Genomic DNA, 15,051 nt, shown 5'->3' on the forward strand with positions numbered 1-15,051 from the left:
CGCAGGAATGTCCCGCGCCCTTTCCTGTTCCGTTTAACGGAACGGCGGGGAGTAAAGCAGACCGCCATCGGTCCACTGCGCGTTCAGGCCGCGCGACAGGCCGATCGGAGTATTCTCGCCGATGTTCTTTTCGAACACTTCGCCATAATTTCCACCTGCTGCGATGGCCATCTTGGCCCAGTCGGCACTCAGCCCCAGCATCTCGCCCAGATTGCCCTCAGTACCGAGCAGACGGTTGATTTCGGGGTTGTCGGTGCCTGCGGACATCTCTTCGAGATTGGCCGAGGTGACGCCGTATTCTTCGGCGGCGATCAGCGCGTTCAGTGTCCAGCGCGCGATGTCGGCCCAGTCATTGTCGCCATGACGGACCAGCGGGCCAAGCGGCTCTTTCGAGATGATCTCGGGCAGGACGATGTGATCCTGCGGGTTCTCAAACGCGGCGCGGGTCGCGGCAAGACCAGAGGCGTCTGTGGTATAGGTATCACAAGCACCTGCAAGGTACTGCTGCTGACCTTCGGCATTCGTCTCGATCGGGACGGGCTGATAGCTCATGTTGTTCTTGCGGAAGTAGTCCGCGAGGTTGAGCTCGGTCGTGGTACCGGTCTGGATGCAGACAGTCGCGCCATCCAGCTCCTTGGCCGAGCTGACGCCCAGTGCCTTGGGAACGATAAAGCCCTGACCATCATAGTAGTTGATTCCAACGAATTCGAACTTGAGGTCGACATCGCGGCTAAAGGTCCAGGTGGTGTTGCGCGCGAGCAGATCAATTTCACCCGAGGCAAGCGCAGTAAAGCGGGTCTTGCCGGTGGTTGGGACGAACTGCACGGCAGTCGGATCGCCCAGAACAGCCGCAGCGACAGCACGGCAGACGTCGACGTCAAAGCCGGCCCATTCGCCGTTTGCATCCGGCGCGGCAAAGCCTACCAGACCGGTCGTCACGCCACAGTTCAGCGTGCCGCGTGCCTTGACGTCGTCCAGTGTCGCAGCTCCGGCCACACCGGCCGAAAGGCCTGCAACCGTCAGTGCGCCAAGAATTACGGATTTTTTCATTTTTACCTCTTCCTGTTTGGCCGCCGCAACGCGGGACGGCTCATTCGACCCGTGCGGGCCGTTCATAACAAAGTAGGGACTGCGCCCTCTCAGTGTGCAAGAGTTTGGGTTGATTCATCTGGCAAGGTCAACCCAAACCGAGGGTAAGATGCTCAATCATTGCGCAATTGCCCGGCGATGTCGCGACCTGCCGCGTCGCTCAGGCTGATCGCGTCAATCGGTAAAACCGATATGCGCGTAAAAACGCTGTTCTTTTACGTTCAGCGGTCTGTTGCGCTTCGTCGTCAGCGCCCCATTGCTCTTCTTGCCAGGTTTCGTCCAGACGAGACACCTGCCAGAGGTCTTCGGGCGGCTGCATGTCGTGGATGGCGGCAAACGCCAGGATCAAAGACCCCGAAAGCGCCACCAGATCGTGAAACGCCGCCAGTTCGAAATCTGACAACTGATGCACCTGACGGCGCAATTGCGTCAGCGCTCCCGCATCCTGCGGCACATGCATCAGGCCGGTGCGTTCATGCAACCGCGCGCCCAGAACCTCGGCCGCCCAGTCCAGATAGGGGGTCCAGATCATGGCCTGCCGGTCCACCAGCGCATCCGGGCTGTCAGCCCGGTAACACAACAGATCGGCGTCACCGTAATCGGCCAGCATATCGGCCACCTCGATGCGTTGCAGGCCCAGCTTGTCGATGGCAGAGTTCGCTGCCTGAGTCATAGGCATGCTCATCGGGTCAACTTTTTCAGCCTGCGCATCCCATTCCGCCGCGACGGCCTGCGCAAGAGCGCGGGTCGGTACAATCAGACCGGCCTTGGCCGGCGTGCGTACACGGCGCCCGTCAAGTGCGACGCCAAAGCCACCCTCTTCCTCGACAACATCTGCGGATGTCCAGAATCGTTTCGGCGCCCAGTCGGTCATGCCGTCTGTTCCCATATCTGTTGAAGCAGGCCCGGTAGCATACGAATGTCATCCAGCAGCACATGCGCCTCGCGCAGCCGCGCACGGTCATGATAGCCCCAGGTCACACCGATCGCCAACATGCCGGCTGCGCGCGCCATTTCCATGTCATAACTGGTGTCGCCGATCATCACCGCGCGGTGCGGTTCAATCCCGGTCTCGGACAGGGCCGAACGCAGCATGCCCGGATGCGGTTTCGACGGATGATTGTCCGCAACCTGCTGCGTTACAAAAAGGCTGCGCAGGTCATGCCCGTCCAGAAGTTTGTCCAGCCCCCGGCGCGATTTTCCGGTGGCGACGCCCAGCAGCACTTCTGGCACCGCATGCAGACCATCAAGCACGTTGCGCACATGGGGATAAAGCGGCGACGACACCGCAACCCCGTTGTCGGCCCGCAGCGTCATGTAAGCCGCCTTGTAGCCGTCAACCAATATGCGCCGCTCAGCGGTTTTGATCCCTGGCACCAGTTGCGACATCGCCTCGGGCAGGGACAAACCGACAATGCCCAGAACTGCGTCGCGCGATGGCATTTCCAGACCCCCGCCATCAAACGCCGCCTGCATCGCCGCGAGGATATCGGCCTGACTGTCGACCAAAGTGCCGTCAACGTCAAAAACCACGAGTCGCAAGTCGCTCATCCCAGAATCGACTCGAACGGATCGTCAGCCGCCAGATCCTCAGTCCAGCCCAAGGTATCCCAGCTTTGGGCCATGTGATCGGGCAGCGGCGCGGTGACGGTAATCATCTTGCGCGTAACGGGATGTTCAAACCGCATGGTCCGCGCGTGCAGGTGCAGCTTTTTCGAGATGATGCCGCCCAGCTGCGCGCCCCAGCCGTCGCCCATATTCTCCTGCCCCGAACCGCCATATTTGCCGTCGCCGATGATCGGATGCCCGATCTCGGCCATATGCGCGCGCAACTGGTGGGTCCGCCCGGTCAGCGGCTCCATCGCCACCCAGGACGCACGACTGGCCACCCGGTAGAGCGTCGCATACAGCGTATGCGCCCGCTTTGCCCCGGGCGTGCTGTTCATATCGCGCGGATGCACGGCAATCATCTTTTCGCCCTCGCCCGCGCTGCCATGGCCTGCGGCCTTGACCAGACCATACTTTATCTCACCCAGATAAGGCGTCGGCACCCCGGCGACGAGCGCCCAATATATCTTGCGCGTCTGCTTGTGCCGCATCGCGGCTGTAAGCGTCGCGGCCACCGCACGGCTGCGCGCCAGCAGCAGCACACCAGACGTGTCCTTGTCGAGGCGATGCACCAGACGCGGCTTTTCGTCATATTCTCCTCGCAGAGCCTCGGACAGGCCGTCCACATGGCGCACCTGCTTACTGCCGCCCTGTGTCGGCAGGCCCGGCGGCTTGTTCAGCGCGATGACGTGATCGTCACGGTACAGCACCGCGTCCTGCATCATCCGCGCATCAGCTGAAGTGATCTCGGTCTTGGGGCCTGACACAATCTGTCCGGGGTCCGGCAGCGGTGGGATTCGCACGCTCTGTCCCGTAGCAAGCCGCGTGCTGGCCTTGACCCGGCCGCCATCAACACGCAGATCGCCCTTGCGGCACATCTTTTCGATGCGCGTCTGCGCGATATGCGGAAACAGCCTGCGCAGCCAGCGGTCAAGCCGCTGATCCGCGTCATCCGGTCCTACCGTAATCGTTTGTACCCGGCTCATGCCCAGATCCCCCGCGCGGCCAACAGACCCGCCATCAATGCCAACAGTGACACCACAACCGACAGCGCCACATAGGCCATTGCCAGCGTCACAGCGCCCCGTTCATAGAGGCTGACCGCATCCAGCGAAAACGCTGAGAATGTGGTGAACCCGCCCAAAAAACCCGTCATCAGCAGAGGCGCGAAACGGTTGCCCCCCAGATGCGCCAGTGTCACTACCAGCCCCCCCATCAGGAACGATCCCACGATGTTGACCGTCAGCGTTCCCCAAGGGAACCCCGGCCCCATCACGCGGATCGCCGCAAGCCCTGTCAAATATCGTGACACGGCCCCAATTGCGCCGCCCATAGCGACCTGAAGCAGGGTGAATATCATCTGCGGTGCATCGCGCCTGACCGTGCGGATGTCAAGCGACGCGACGGGACGTCCTGTTTGCAATCTCAACCCTGACGATTGGCCCGCAGCTTATTGAAATAGTCGACGCGTTTCTTCAGATCCCGCTCAAAGCCGCGTTCGACTGGGGCATAAAATTCGGTCCGGCCCATGGTTTCGGGAAAGTAATCCTGACCCGAAAACCCATCTTCAGCATCGTGATCATAGGCATAGCCCTCGTTATAGCCGAGGCTCTTCATCAGATCGGTTGGCGCGTTCAGGATATGTTTAGGGGGCGGCACCGATCCGGTCTGTTTGGCCGCCTTGCGCGCCGCCTTGTAGGCCACATAGACCGCGTTCGATTTCGGAGCGAGCGCGAGGTAAACCACCGCCTGCGCAAGCGCCAATTCGCCCTCGGGACTGCCCAGCCGTTGGTAGGTGTCCCAACCCTGAAGACAGATTGCCTGTGCCTGCGGATCGGCCAGGCCTATATCTTCGACCGCCATGCGAGTGATCCGCCTTGCTAGAAACCGCGGATCCTCGCCCGCATCCAGCATCCGTGCAAACCAATACAGCGCGGCATCCGGATCCGACCCACGCACCGATTTGTGCAACGCCGAAATCAGGTTGTAATGCCCGTCGCCGGACTTGTCGTATTGCGCCGCCCGCTTCATCAGCCGAGTGGTCAGGGCGTCGGTGTTCAGCTTGCCCTCAACTTTCCACGCCGCCACCTGTTCAATCAGGTTCAACAGGGCGCGTCCGTCACCATCCGCCATTTCCAGCAAGGCCTCGCGCGCGGGACCATCCAGCGGCAGCGCACGCCCCAGATCCTGCTCGGCCCGCTGCGCCAATCTTTCCAACGACGCGAGTGTCAGCCGCTCAAGCACCAACACCTGCGACCGGCTCAGAACAGCAGCGTTCAACTCGAATGACGGGTTTTCAGTCGTGGCACCGACCAGCAGGATTGTCCCATCCTCCATATGCGGCAGAAACCCGTCCTGCTGCGCCTTGTTAAAGCGGTGGATTTCGTCAACGAATAGCAAAGTCCCCTGCCCGTTGGCGCGGCGATGCTTGGCCGCCTCGAACACCTTGCGCAGATCCGGCACGCCGGTGAAAATCGCGCTGATCTGGACAAAATGCAGATCCGTTTCAGCGGCAAGCAACCGGGCGATGGTTGTCTTACCCACGCCCGGCGGCCCCCAAAAAATAATTGATCCCAAAGACTTAGACGCCAGCATCACGCCCAACGGCCCCTCGGACCCCAGCAGCGCCTCTTGCCCGATCACCTCAGACAAGGTGCGTGGGCGCAACCGGTCAGCCAGCGGGCGCGGGCCGATGTCTGGCGTGTCACCTGAATCAAACAGATCTGCCAAGGTTCAGACCCGGAACCGCAGCAACACCCGCTGCGCGCCGCGCTGCGCCTCAATCGCGATCCGGGGAGCGGCGCGTTCCAGCGCCGGGGCGATCTGGTCCGCGCTCTCGACGTCATCACCGTTGACGGCGCGCAGAATGTCCCCCGCCCGCAGACCGGCCCGCGCGGCATAAGGGCCCGGATCCTGCACCACCACTCCATCCGCAGTCAGCGGCAGGCCGAATTCCGCAATCACCGCGGGGTTGATATTGACCACCTGCAAACCCGGCAGGACCTCGCCTTTGGCTAGGATATGCAGATCGCGGGCCGGGACCTCAGGTGGCGCGATCATCTGCACCGGCAGCGTTTCGCTCACGCCGTCGCGCGCGCGCGTCACCTGAGCCGTGGCACCAATTCCCCGCACCGACATGCGATAGATCATCTCTGGCGGCGTGTTCACCGGCTGGCTATCCACCGCAAGCACGACGTCTCCGACGTCAAACCCCGCCGCCCGAAAGGGGCTCTGCTCGTGCAGGTCCGAAATCACGATCCCCCCCGGCACAATCAACCCAAGCGATTCCGAAAGCTGCGCATCGACTGGCTGGCCACCAATTCCTGCCCATGGCCGCCCGAACCCGGTCTTGCCCGCCCTTGCCTGATCGACAAACTGCGCGACCAGCGCCGACGGAATGGCAAAACCGATACCGTTCGACCCACCCGAGCGAGTGAGGATTGAGGTGTTGACCCCAATCAACCGCCCCGCCATGTCAATCAGCGCGCCGCCGGAATTTCCCGGATTGATCGGTGCATCGGTCTGGATGAAATATCCGCGCGCATTGCCCGTCGCAGTGCCCGACCGCGCCAGCCCCGAGACGATGCCACTACTCACCGTCTGCCCGACACCAAACGGATTGCCAATCGCCAAAGCCAATTCACCAACCTCGACCGTGTCACTGTCGCGCAGGTCGAGATGCGGCATACCCTCGCCCCCATCAATTCGCAAAATGGCCAGATCGCTTTCCTCGTCGCCCAACAGCACGCTGGCAGAAAACTCACGCCGGTCATTCAGAACCACGCGAATGTCTGTTGCCTGCCCAACCACGTGATAATTCGACACCACGATCCCATCAGCCGATAGAATTACGCCGGACCCCAGAGAATTTTGGACACGCGGGCGTGCCTGGCCAAACTCTCTAAAAAAATCGCCAAAGATCGGATCACCCTGAAACGGACTGCTCGCCTGGACCACGCGGCTAGCGTAGATATTGACCACAGCGGGTGCGGCCTGCCGGACCAGCGGCGCAAAGGATAGCGCAATTTCGGTCGTGGACGTCGGCACACGCGGTTCTTCCGCGCTCAAACTCGTGCAGAAAACCATCAGAAAAATCAACAGGATGCGCATCACCGCCCTTTCATTCGACAGGCTAGATATGTCCCGGCCTGCCCCCCAATGCAAGGGTTGGTGAAAACACAAACCCCACGCTTCTTCTCTTTAAAAATACGCACTTCGCAACGCACAAGACCTTCGCCCCACAACGAAAAAGGCCCCCGCCGTCTCCGGTAGGGGCCCTAAACAATTGATCCAAATGGATCTTAAGCGTCAGCAGCGGCTTCTTCGGCAGCAACACGCGCCTTGTCGCCGGCACCCTTGGCCGACACGTCGCGGTCGACAAACTCGATGATCGCCATCGGCGCCATGTCACCATAGCGGAAACCGGCCTTCAGCACGCGGACATACCCGCCCTGACGTTCAGCATAGCGCGGGCCTAGAACAGCGAACAGTTTCTCAACATACGCATCCTGCTTTAGCTGCGATGCAGCCTGACGGCGCGCGTGAAGATCGCCGCGCTTGCCCAAGGTGATCAGCTTTTCGATCACGCGCTTCAGCTCTTTGGCTTTTGGCAGCGTGGTCTTGATCTGTTCGTGTTCGATCAGAGAGCCGGACATGTTCGCCCACAGCGCTTTGCGGTGCTCGTGGGTTCGGTTCAGGCGGCGGTAACCTCTGGCGTGACGCATTTTCTGTACTCCTATTTAGGCTTTGAGAAGCCCTATGCTTTGTCCGGGGCGAGATGCGTGTCTCACCCGTCATTGGGGCGGAATGCCCGGGTCGTATCGGGGCGCCAACAGGCACCCCGGTGTGATATCAGAACGTGTCTTCCATCTTTTTTGCGAGGTCTTCGATGTTGTCTGGCGGCCAATCCTCAACATCCATGCCAAGGTGCAGACCCATGCCGGACAACACTTCCTTGATCTCGTTGAGCGACTTGCGGCCAAAGTTCGGCGTACGCAGCATCTCGGCTTCGGTTTTCTGGATCAGATCGCCGATATAGACGATGTTGTCGTTCTTGAGGCAGTTCGCGGAACGCACCGACAGCTCCAGCTCGTCGACTTTCTTGAGCAGCAGCGGGTTGAATTCCAGACCGTCGTCGTCGTCCTGACGGTTGGCCGACTCGGGCTCGTCAAAGTTGACAAAGATCGACAGCTGATCCTGAAGAATACGCGCGGCATAGGCCACGGCATCCTCGGGTGTCAGCGATCCATCGGTTTCGATCTTCATGGTCAGCTTGTCGTAGTCCAGCACCTGGCCCTCGCGGGTGGGCTGCACATCATAAGCGACCTTCTTGACCGGCGAATAGATCGCATCAATCGGGATCATCCCAATGGGGGCATCTTCGGGCTTGTTCTTGTCAGCCGAAACATAGCCCTTGCCGGTGTTGACTGTCAGCTCCATGAACAGATCCGCCCCATCGTCGAGGTGGCAGATCACGTGGTCCTTGTTCAGGACCTCGATACCGTTGCTTTCGGTGATATCGGCGGCAGTCACAACACCAGGTCCCTTGGCATTGACCGAAAGGCGTTTGGGCCCTTCGACTTCCATGCGCATGGAAACCCCTTTGAGATTCAGTACAATGTCTGTAACATCTTCACGAACACCAGCGACGCTGGAAAATTCGTGCAGCACGTTGTCAATCTGTACCGAAGTGATGGCCGCGCCTTGGAGCGACGACATCAGAACCCGGCGCAGGGCATTACCCAGCGTCAGACCAAAGCCACGCTCGAGCGGTTCGGCAATCACGGTAGCGACGCGGGTGGGATCATTGCCCGGCCTGACGTCCAGCTGCGTCGGTTTGATCAGCTCAGCCCAGTTTTTGTGGATCATACGTCCCTCCATTCCTGTCTCGGCCTCATGTCCTAAAGGCGCGAGACGCCCGAGGTTAAAATGACGAATTGGGGCCGTGCGCAAACCGCGCGGCCCCAGGTAGAAAAATGTGGGATCAGACCCGGCGACGCTTTGGCGGGCGGCAGCCGTTATGCGCCATCGGCGTCACATCGCGGATCGAGGTGATGTTGAAACCAACTGCCGCCAGGGCGCGCAATGCGGATTCACGACCTGAACCGGGGCCCTGCACTTCGACTTCGATGGTCTTGACGCCGTGTTCCTGTGCCTTTTTGCCGGCATCTTCTGCGGCAAGCTGAGCAGCATAGGGAGTCGATTTACGCGACCCCTTGAAACCCATGGTACCAGCCGACGACCATGCAATGGCATTGCCCTGCACGTCAGAAATCAGGATCTTGGTGTTGTTGAAAGAAGAATTCACATGCGCCACACCAGCGGCGATGTTCTTGGAGACTTTCTTCTTGGTGCGCTTTGTATCACGTGCCATTCGTTCAGCCCTCCCTTATTTCTTCTTGCCGGCAATGGCCTTTGCGGGGCCTTTGCGGGTGCGTGCATTGGTATGAGTCCGCTGACCGCGTACCGGCAGGTTGCGACGATGACGCAGGCCACGATAGCAGCCAAGGTCCATCAGACGCTTAATGTTCATCTGGGTCTCGCGACGCAGGTCACCTTCGACGGTATAGGTCGCGTCGATATGCTCACGGATGGACAGAACTTCGGCATCCGACAATTCGTTCACGCGACGGCTGGCGTCGATGCTCACGGCTTCGCAGATAGCTTTGGCCGATGTGTGACCAATTCCGGTGATGTAGGTTAGGGCGATCGGGACCCGCTTGTGGGTCGGGATGTTAACGCCGGCAATACGTGCCAAGTTTCACGTTCCTTTACGTTGCGGGTCCGTAGTTCCAGACCCTTTTTTCACAACATCAAGCCCGAGGCGATGACCTGCGGGCTTGCGGCTGATCAGGTGTTCGTGCTGAACCACGCTCTGGTGGTCGTCATTCACGATTCTCTCATAGAGATGGGGGTGGGTAAGAGGATTCGTCAGGGGCGTCAAGTGTCAGATTGACTTTCAACCACAGAGCCGCTGCGTCACCTAAAAAAGGGGGCTAATGCCCCCTCCCCTACGGCAAAATAGTGCCGATACTGTATTCAGACGTCGAGGATTGCGTCGACCGCCACCTTGACCTCGAGCATCTCGCCCAGACCATTAAGACGGGACAGTGCACCCTTGGCATAATAGTACCCGATCAGCGGCGAAGTCTTTTTGTAATACTCCATCAAACGCTGCTTGAGGCTCTCCTCATTGTCGTCGGCCCGGCGCTTGAATTCAGTACCGCCGCAATTGGTGCATTTACCGTCCGCCGGAATCGGCTTGGTATTGTCGTTATATACCTCGCCACAATCACCACAGGTCGAGCGGGCGGTGATGCGCGCCACAAGCGCGGAATCATCCACTTCCATCTCGATCACCGCATCAAGGGTCTCATTATTCTCGGCGAGCAGCGCTCCCAAAGCATCGGCCTGAGCCAGAGTGCGCGGAAAGCCGTCAAAGATAAAACCGCCCTGCTTGTCGCCCTGCAGTTTTTCCCGAATCAGACCAATAACGATCTCGTCCGTCACCAGATCGCCGCGGGCCATGACATCGGCCACGATCTTGCCCATCTCAGTACCGCTATCACGAGCTTCGCGCAGCATGTCGCCAGTCGACAACTGAATCATGCCTCGCTCTTCCACCAGAAAGCGTGCTTGGGTGCCTTTGCCGGCGCCCGGCGGTCCTAGAAGTATGATGTTCATCTGCGCGAGGGTCCCTTGGTCTTGCGAGGCTTACCTTTGCCGCGCAGCTGCGACTTTTGAATAAGACCTTCGTATTGATGGGCCAGAAGATGGCTCTGCACCTGCTGGATCGTGTCCATGGCCACAGAGACCACGATCAAGACGGATGTGCCGCCAAAGTAAAACGGAATGGCGAACTGACCGCGCAGGATCTCAGGCAGCAGGCAGACGGCCGTCAGATAGGCCGCGCCCATAACCAGCACGCGGGTCACAACGTATTCCAAATACTCGGCGGTTTTCTTACCCGGACGGATACCGGGAACAAACCCGTTCTGGTTCTTCAGGTTCTCGGCCACTTCATCGGGTTTGAACGACACGTTGAAAGTGTAAAAGAAGGCAAAGAAGCAAATCATCGCAGCAAAGAACAGCAGGTACAGCGGCTGACCGGGACCAAAGTAGGCCAGAATCGTCGACATGATCGGACCGGTCTGGGTCTGCTGCGAGAAGGTTGCGATCGTCGTCGGCAACAACAGCAGCGACGAGGCAAAGATCGCCGGGATAACGCCCGCCGGGTTGACCTTGACCGGCAGATGCGAATTCTGCGCTTCGGTCATCTTCATGCCGACCTGACGGCGGGGGTACTGAATGGTGATCTTGCGCAGGGCGCGCTCCATGAACACCACGAACATAATCACCGCCACAACCATGATCATCACACCGATGATGACAGCGGGGCTGATCGCACCCGAACGACCCGAAGCAAAGAACTGTGCCAGAGCGGCGGGAACCTCGGCCACGATGCCAACATAGATGATCAATGAGATACCGTTACCAATGCCGCGCGCGGTGATCTGCTCACCCAACCACATCAGGAACATGGTGCCGCCGACAAGCGTAATGACGCAGGAGGCACGGAAAAACATCCCCGGGTCAGTAACAAGATCGCCCGCCTCAAGGCTTACCGCCAGCCCGTAGGCCTGAAAGGTGGCTAACAACACCGTACCGTAGCGGGTGTACTGGTTGATCTTCTTGCGGCCCGCGTCCCCCTCTTTCTTGAGCTGCTCCAGCGCCGGAACCATCGAGGTCAGCAGTTGGATGATGATCGACGCCGAGATATAAGGCATGATCCCAAGGGCAAAGATCCCCATCCGCCCCAGCGCACCGCCGGTAAACATCGTCAGGATGCCACCGATACCCTGCTGTGCCTGTTCCATGAACTGGCGCAACGCCGCGCCATCGATGCCCGGAACCGGAATATACGTGCCAAGCCGGTAAACGATCAGCAGGCCAAGCGTAAAGAAGATGCGATTGCGCAGATCCGTCGCCTTGCCCAGAGCGGCCCAGCTCGTGTTCGCGGCCATTTGTTCTACTGCGGATGCCATAAAGGATCTCTCTTGTCAGACGAAACGCCGCCCGGAGCGGTTTCCTGCTCGGGCGGCGTCGGGGAAAACCTGTGAGGTATGTAAGCGGCGTTGCCCCCGCTCACAACCGGTTATTCAGCCGCGTGAGCCGACGTGATCGTCAGCGTTCCACCTGCCGCTTCAACCGCTGCCTTGGCAGAGGCCGATGCGCCCGTGACCTGAAGGTCAAGTTTGCTGGTGATCTCGCCTTTGGCAAGAACACGAATCCCGTCCAGCTTGCGACGCACCAGACCCGATGCAATCAGCGTATCTTCGGTGATGGCGGAACCGGCATCAATTTTGCCCGCTTCGACAAATTTCTGGATCAGGCCCAGGTTCACAACAGCGTAATCCTTGCGGTTCGGCTTGTTAAAGCCGCGCTTGGGCAGACGCTGATAGAGCGGCATCTGGCCGCCTTCGTAGCCTTTGATCGCTACACCCGAACGGGATTTCTGACCTTTGATACCCCGGCCGCCAGTTTTACCCATGCCGGAACCCGGACCGCGACCGATACGCTTCTTGCGCTTGGTGGCGCCCGGGTTGTCATGCAATTCATGCAGTTTCATGTCGCTTCTCCTTTGCCGGAACTGCCCTCCAGCGACGGAGTGGGCAAACACGGCGTTATATCAAAATGAATCGCAGCCCTTTGGGCCACCGTGGGCGTATAGACGGGGAATTGTTTCGGTTCAAGGCTCTCCTACACCCGCCGTCTTCTCTTTCCAAATACGCCGGGGAGCGCGAGGGGCTAGCCCCTCGCTTTTCTTACGATACCAAACAGTCACGTCCCCCGGTATCGCGGAGGACGCGACACTCAAACCGCGCAGAATTCAGGCCGACGCGGGCCAGGCAAAGTCCGGGCGAAGCCCCTCATAGACCGGACGACCGTCTGACGGTTTGGCATAATCCTTGGTCTCGTCATAGAATGCATGATAGCTGGCCGCCGGAAAGGCGGCATCGTCGTATCCCATTACATTTGGCACCGCGACGCGGATCCGCTTTTCCTTGTCGTCCAGCATCAATGCGGCGCCACAATCGGCGCAAGTGCACAGCTCAAGTGGGCCGTTCGGGTTGGCCGAATTGAATGGCTGACGATTCACCTTTTCGGGATGATCTACAGTAACATCGCCATAGTTGAAAAACGCCACATGCGTGTGCTGCTGCCCAGTCACGCCCTTGCAGACATTGCAGTGGCATTCGTGATTGTCGATCGGTTCGGCATTCGCCTTGATGTGAACGTGGTCACATCCGCCCTGATAATTGGACATAAGATTTCCTCCTCCATGGAAGCGCACTTTGAACATCGCGCGCGGTCCCATGGGACGACAAAGCCGTTCAAATAGCGATACACACTTTCGGATCGCCAAACGCAAAACGCCCTCCAGAAAACTGGAGGGCGCCTTGAATTTCAGACGCCGGGGCCGTGCCCCGACAGCGGGCTTAGCCGCGCTCTTCGATGATCTTGACCATGTGCGGGATCTTGTTGACCATGCCGCGCACAGCGGGCGTATCTTCAAGTTCGCGGGTCTTGTGCATCTTGTTCAGGCCCAGGCCAATCAGGGTCTGGCGCTGCTTGGCGGGGCGACGGATCGGCGAACCGATCTGTTTCACGACGATAGTTTTTGCCATGTTCTCAGCTCCTTACGCTTCTGCGGGCTCAGCCGCGGCGGCTGCCGGTGCGTCATCCTTGGACCCAAGGATATCAGCGACCTTCTTGCCACGACGCTGTGCAACCATACGCGGGCTTGTCTCTTTTCCGAGACCGTCCAGCGTGGCACGGATCATGTTGTAGGGGTTCTGCGAACCGATCGACTTGGCGACAACGTCCTGTACACCCAGCATCTCGAATACGGCACGCATCGGACCACCGGCAATGATACCAGTACCCTGCGGTGCGGTACGCATGACCACTTTACCCGCGCCATGACGGCCCTCAATATCGTGGTGCAATGTGCGGCCTTCACGCAGGGGCACGCGCATCATCTTGCGCTTGGCCTGCTCGGTCGCCTTACGAATCGCCTCGGGGACCTCTTTGGCCTTACCCTTGCCGAAACCAACGCGGCCCTTCTGGTCGCCCACAACCACGAGGGCTGCAAAGCCAAAGCGCTTACCGCCCTTGACCGTCTTGGAAACCCGGTTGATTGCGACCAGGCGGTCGGCAAATTCCGGCGTTTGTTCTTCGCGACGTCCGCGACCTCGGTGTTCACGTTCTGCCATTGTGAGGCATCCTTGTCTTAACTGGCGCCGGAGCGCCGAATTGTCCAATCCAGGTGGGTAGCGACCCCCGGATCATCGAAGCGGCATGCCGCCTGCGAATTGCGTGGATGGGGTCACCCCCAACCGTCTGAAAGAAAGGGAGGGTGAGGTTGCCCCCACCCTGCCCGATCAGATCTTGAGACCAGCTTCACGAGCGGCGTCGGCCAGAGCCTTGACCTTGCCGTGAAACAGGAATCCGCCGCGATCAAAATACGCAGCCTCAACCCCGGCCTTCTTGGCGCGCTCGGCAATCGCGGTGCCCACCTTGGCGGCGGCCTCCACGTTGTTCTTGCCCACGATGCCCAGATCCTTCTCAAGCGAGGAGGCCGAGGCGAGCGTGACGCCGTTTACATCGTCGATCAGCTGAACGCTGATGTTCTTGTTCGAGCGGTGAACCGACAGGCGCACGCGCCCTGCATTCACTGCCCGCAGCTTGTTCCGGACGCGCAGACGGCGCTTGAGGAACAGATCTCTTTTACTGTTTGCCATAGCTTCCGTCCTTACTTCTTCTTGCCTTCCTTCTGGAACACATATTCGCCTTTGTACCGGATACCTTTGCCCTTGTAGGGCTCGGGCCGGCGCCAGTCACGAATATTGGCGGCCACTTGACCGACGAGCTGCAAATCGTGACCTTCCACGATGATCTCGGTCGGCTTGGGTGCGGTGACCGTCACTCCAGCAGGGATTTCAAAGTTGACATCGTGGCTGAGGCCAAGGTTCAGTTTCAGGACATTGCCCTGAAGCTGAGCCCGGTAACCCACGCCGCGGATCTCAAGCTCTTTCTTGAAGACGTCGGACACGCCATGCACGGTGTTTGCGACAACAGTGCGGGTCATGCCCCACTGCTGGCGCGCGCGCTTGGATTTGCCGCGCGGTGTAACGGTGATCTCACCCTCACCCACGACCAGCGTCACGTCGTCTGTTGCGGTAAAGCTCTTGGTCCCTTTGGGACCTTTTACTTCAACGGTCTGGCCGGACACCGAGGCTGTGACACCTGCGGGCAGCGGAACCGGTTTTTTGCCAATACGAGACATTGCCA

At 59.6% G+C, this 15,051-nt stretch carries 19 protein-coding genes; all 19 read right to left on the reverse strand.

Translation table 11 applies throughout. From position 1 onward, the window contains the following. Positions 1-33: 33 nt before the first annotated feature. Positions 34-1,050 carry an amino acid ABC transporter substrate-binding protein gene (locus IMCC21224_RS15145; protein WP_047997175.1) on the reverse strand — a complete coding sequence of 339 codons (1,017 nt, stop codon included), beginning with the start codon at positions 1,048-1,050 and terminating at the stop codon, positions 34-36. A gap of 199 nt (positions 1,051-1,249) precedes the next feature. Further along, positions 1,250-1,963 (reverse strand): ATP12 family chaperone protein, encoded by a 714-nt coding sequence (locus IMCC21224_RS15150; RefSeq protein WP_047996043.1) that lies wholly within the window; start codon positions 1,961-1,963, stop codon positions 1,250-1,252. Continuing rightward, complete coding sequence (locus tag IMCC21224_RS15155; protein WP_047996044.1) at positions 1,960-2,640, reverse strand: HAD-IA family hydrolase; 681 nt, start codon at positions 2,638-2,640, stop codon at positions 1,960-1,962. The genes IMCC21224_RS15150 and IMCC21224_RS15155 overlap by 4 nt, the downstream gene beginning before the upstream one ends. Next, positions 2,637-3,683 carry an RluA family pseudouridine synthase gene (locus IMCC21224_RS15160; RefSeq protein ID WP_047996045.1) on the reverse strand — a complete coding sequence of 349 codons (1,047 nt, stop codon included), beginning with the start codon at positions 3,681-3,683 and terminating at the stop codon, positions 2,637-2,639. The genes IMCC21224_RS15155 and IMCC21224_RS15160 overlap by 4 nt, the downstream gene beginning before the upstream one ends. Continuing rightward, positions 3,680-4,057: a fluoride efflux transporter CrcB gene (gene crcB, locus IMCC21224_RS15165; RefSeq protein ID WP_047997176.1), complete on the reverse strand. Its 378-nt coding sequence runs from the start codon at positions 4,055-4,057 to the stop codon at positions 3,680-3,682. Before crcB ends, IMCC21224_RS15160 begins: the two co-directional genes overlap by 4 nt. Before the next feature lie 65 nt (positions 4,058-4,122). Then, a complete protein-coding gene (locus IMCC21224_RS15170; RefSeq protein WP_047996046.1) occupies positions 4,123-5,427 on the reverse strand; it encodes a replication-associated recombination protein A in 1,305 nt (434 codons plus the stop codon). A 3-nt stretch (positions 5,428-5,430) separates the two neighbouring features. Beyond that, positions 5,431-6,807 carry a trypsin-like peptidase domain-containing protein gene (locus IMCC21224_RS15175; protein WP_047996047.1) on the reverse strand — a complete coding sequence of 459 codons (1,377 nt, stop codon included), beginning with the start codon at positions 6,805-6,807 and terminating at the stop codon, positions 5,431-5,433. Positions 6,808-6,998: 191 nt separating this feature from the next. Further along, positions 6,999-7,421 carry a 50S ribosomal protein L17 gene (gene rplQ, locus IMCC21224_RS15180; protein ID WP_047996048.1) on the reverse strand — a complete coding sequence of 141 codons (423 nt, stop codon included), beginning with the start codon at positions 7,419-7,421 and terminating at the stop codon, positions 6,999-7,001. 127 nt (positions 7,422-7,548) lie between these two features. Next, on the reverse strand, positions 7,549-8,565 hold the full coding sequence (locus tag IMCC21224_RS15185) for a DNA-directed RNA polymerase subunit alpha (protein WP_047996049.1): 1,017 nt from the start codon (positions 8,563-8,565) through the stop codon (positions 7,549-7,551). A gap of 115 nt (positions 8,566-8,680) precedes the next feature. Further along, a complete protein-coding gene (rpsK, locus tag IMCC21224_RS15190) occupies positions 8,681-9,070 on the reverse strand; it encodes a 30S ribosomal protein S11 (RefSeq protein ID WP_047996050.1) in 390 nt (129 codons plus the stop codon). A 15-nt stretch (positions 9,071-9,085) separates the two neighbouring features. Then, entirely contained in the window at positions 9,086-9,454 is a 369-nt protein-coding gene (gene rpsM, locus IMCC21224_RS15195) for a 30S ribosomal protein S13 (RefSeq protein WP_047996051.1), read from the reverse strand. 281 nt (positions 9,455-9,735) lie between these two features. Then, the gene (locus IMCC21224_RS15200; RefSeq protein WP_047996052.1) at positions 9,736-10,380 is read right to left on the reverse strand and encodes an adenylate kinase; all 645 of its coding nucleotides are present in this window, start codon (positions 10,378-10,380) and stop codon (positions 9,736-9,738) included. Further along, the gene (gene secY / locus IMCC21224_RS15205) at positions 10,377-11,741 is read right to left on the reverse strand and encodes a preprotein translocase subunit SecY (protein WP_047996053.1); all 1,365 of its coding nucleotides are present in this window, start codon (positions 11,739-11,741) and stop codon (positions 10,377-10,379) included. Before secY ends, IMCC21224_RS15200 begins: the two co-directional genes overlap by 4 nt. Positions 11,742-11,851: 110 nt before the next feature. Further along, on the reverse strand, positions 11,852-12,325 hold the full coding sequence (gene rplO / locus IMCC21224_RS15210) for a 50S ribosomal protein L15 (protein WP_047996054.1): 474 nt from the start codon (positions 12,323-12,325) through the stop codon (positions 11,852-11,854). Positions 12,326-12,586: 261 nt separating this feature from the next. Continuing rightward, positions 12,587-13,024 carry a GFA family protein gene (locus tag IMCC21224_RS15215; RefSeq protein ID WP_047996055.1) on the reverse strand — a complete coding sequence of 146 codons (438 nt, stop codon included), beginning with the start codon at positions 13,022-13,024 and terminating at the stop codon, positions 12,587-12,589. 172 nt (positions 13,025-13,196) lie between these two features. After that, on the reverse strand, positions 13,197-13,385 hold the full coding sequence (rpmD, locus tag IMCC21224_RS15220) for a 50S ribosomal protein L30 (RefSeq protein WP_047996056.1): 189 nt from the start codon (positions 13,383-13,385) through the stop codon (positions 13,197-13,199). Between the two features lie 12 nt (positions 13,386-13,397). Next, entirely contained in the window at positions 13,398-13,973 is a 576-nt protein-coding gene (gene rpsE / locus IMCC21224_RS15225; RefSeq protein WP_047996057.1) for a 30S ribosomal protein S5, read from the reverse strand. A 168-nt stretch (positions 13,974-14,141) separates the two neighbouring features. Next, positions 14,142-14,501, reverse strand: coding sequence for a 50S ribosomal protein L18 (rplR, locus tag IMCC21224_RS15230; protein ID WP_047996058.1), 360 nt, complete (start codon positions 14,499-14,501; stop codon positions 14,142-14,144). Positions 14,502-14,512: 11 nt separating this feature from the next. Beyond that, entirely contained in the window at positions 14,513-15,046 is a 534-nt protein-coding gene (gene rplF / locus IMCC21224_RS15235) for a 50S ribosomal protein L6 (RefSeq protein ID WP_047996059.1), read from the reverse strand. Between the last annotated feature and the right edge of the window lie 5 nt (positions 15,047-15,051).

The sequence above is a fragment of the Puniceibacterium sp. IMCC21224 genome, assembly GCF_001038505.1.
Taxonomy (GTDB): domain Bacteria; phylum Pseudomonadota; class Alphaproteobacteria; order Rhodobacterales; family Rhodobacteraceae; genus Puniceibacterium.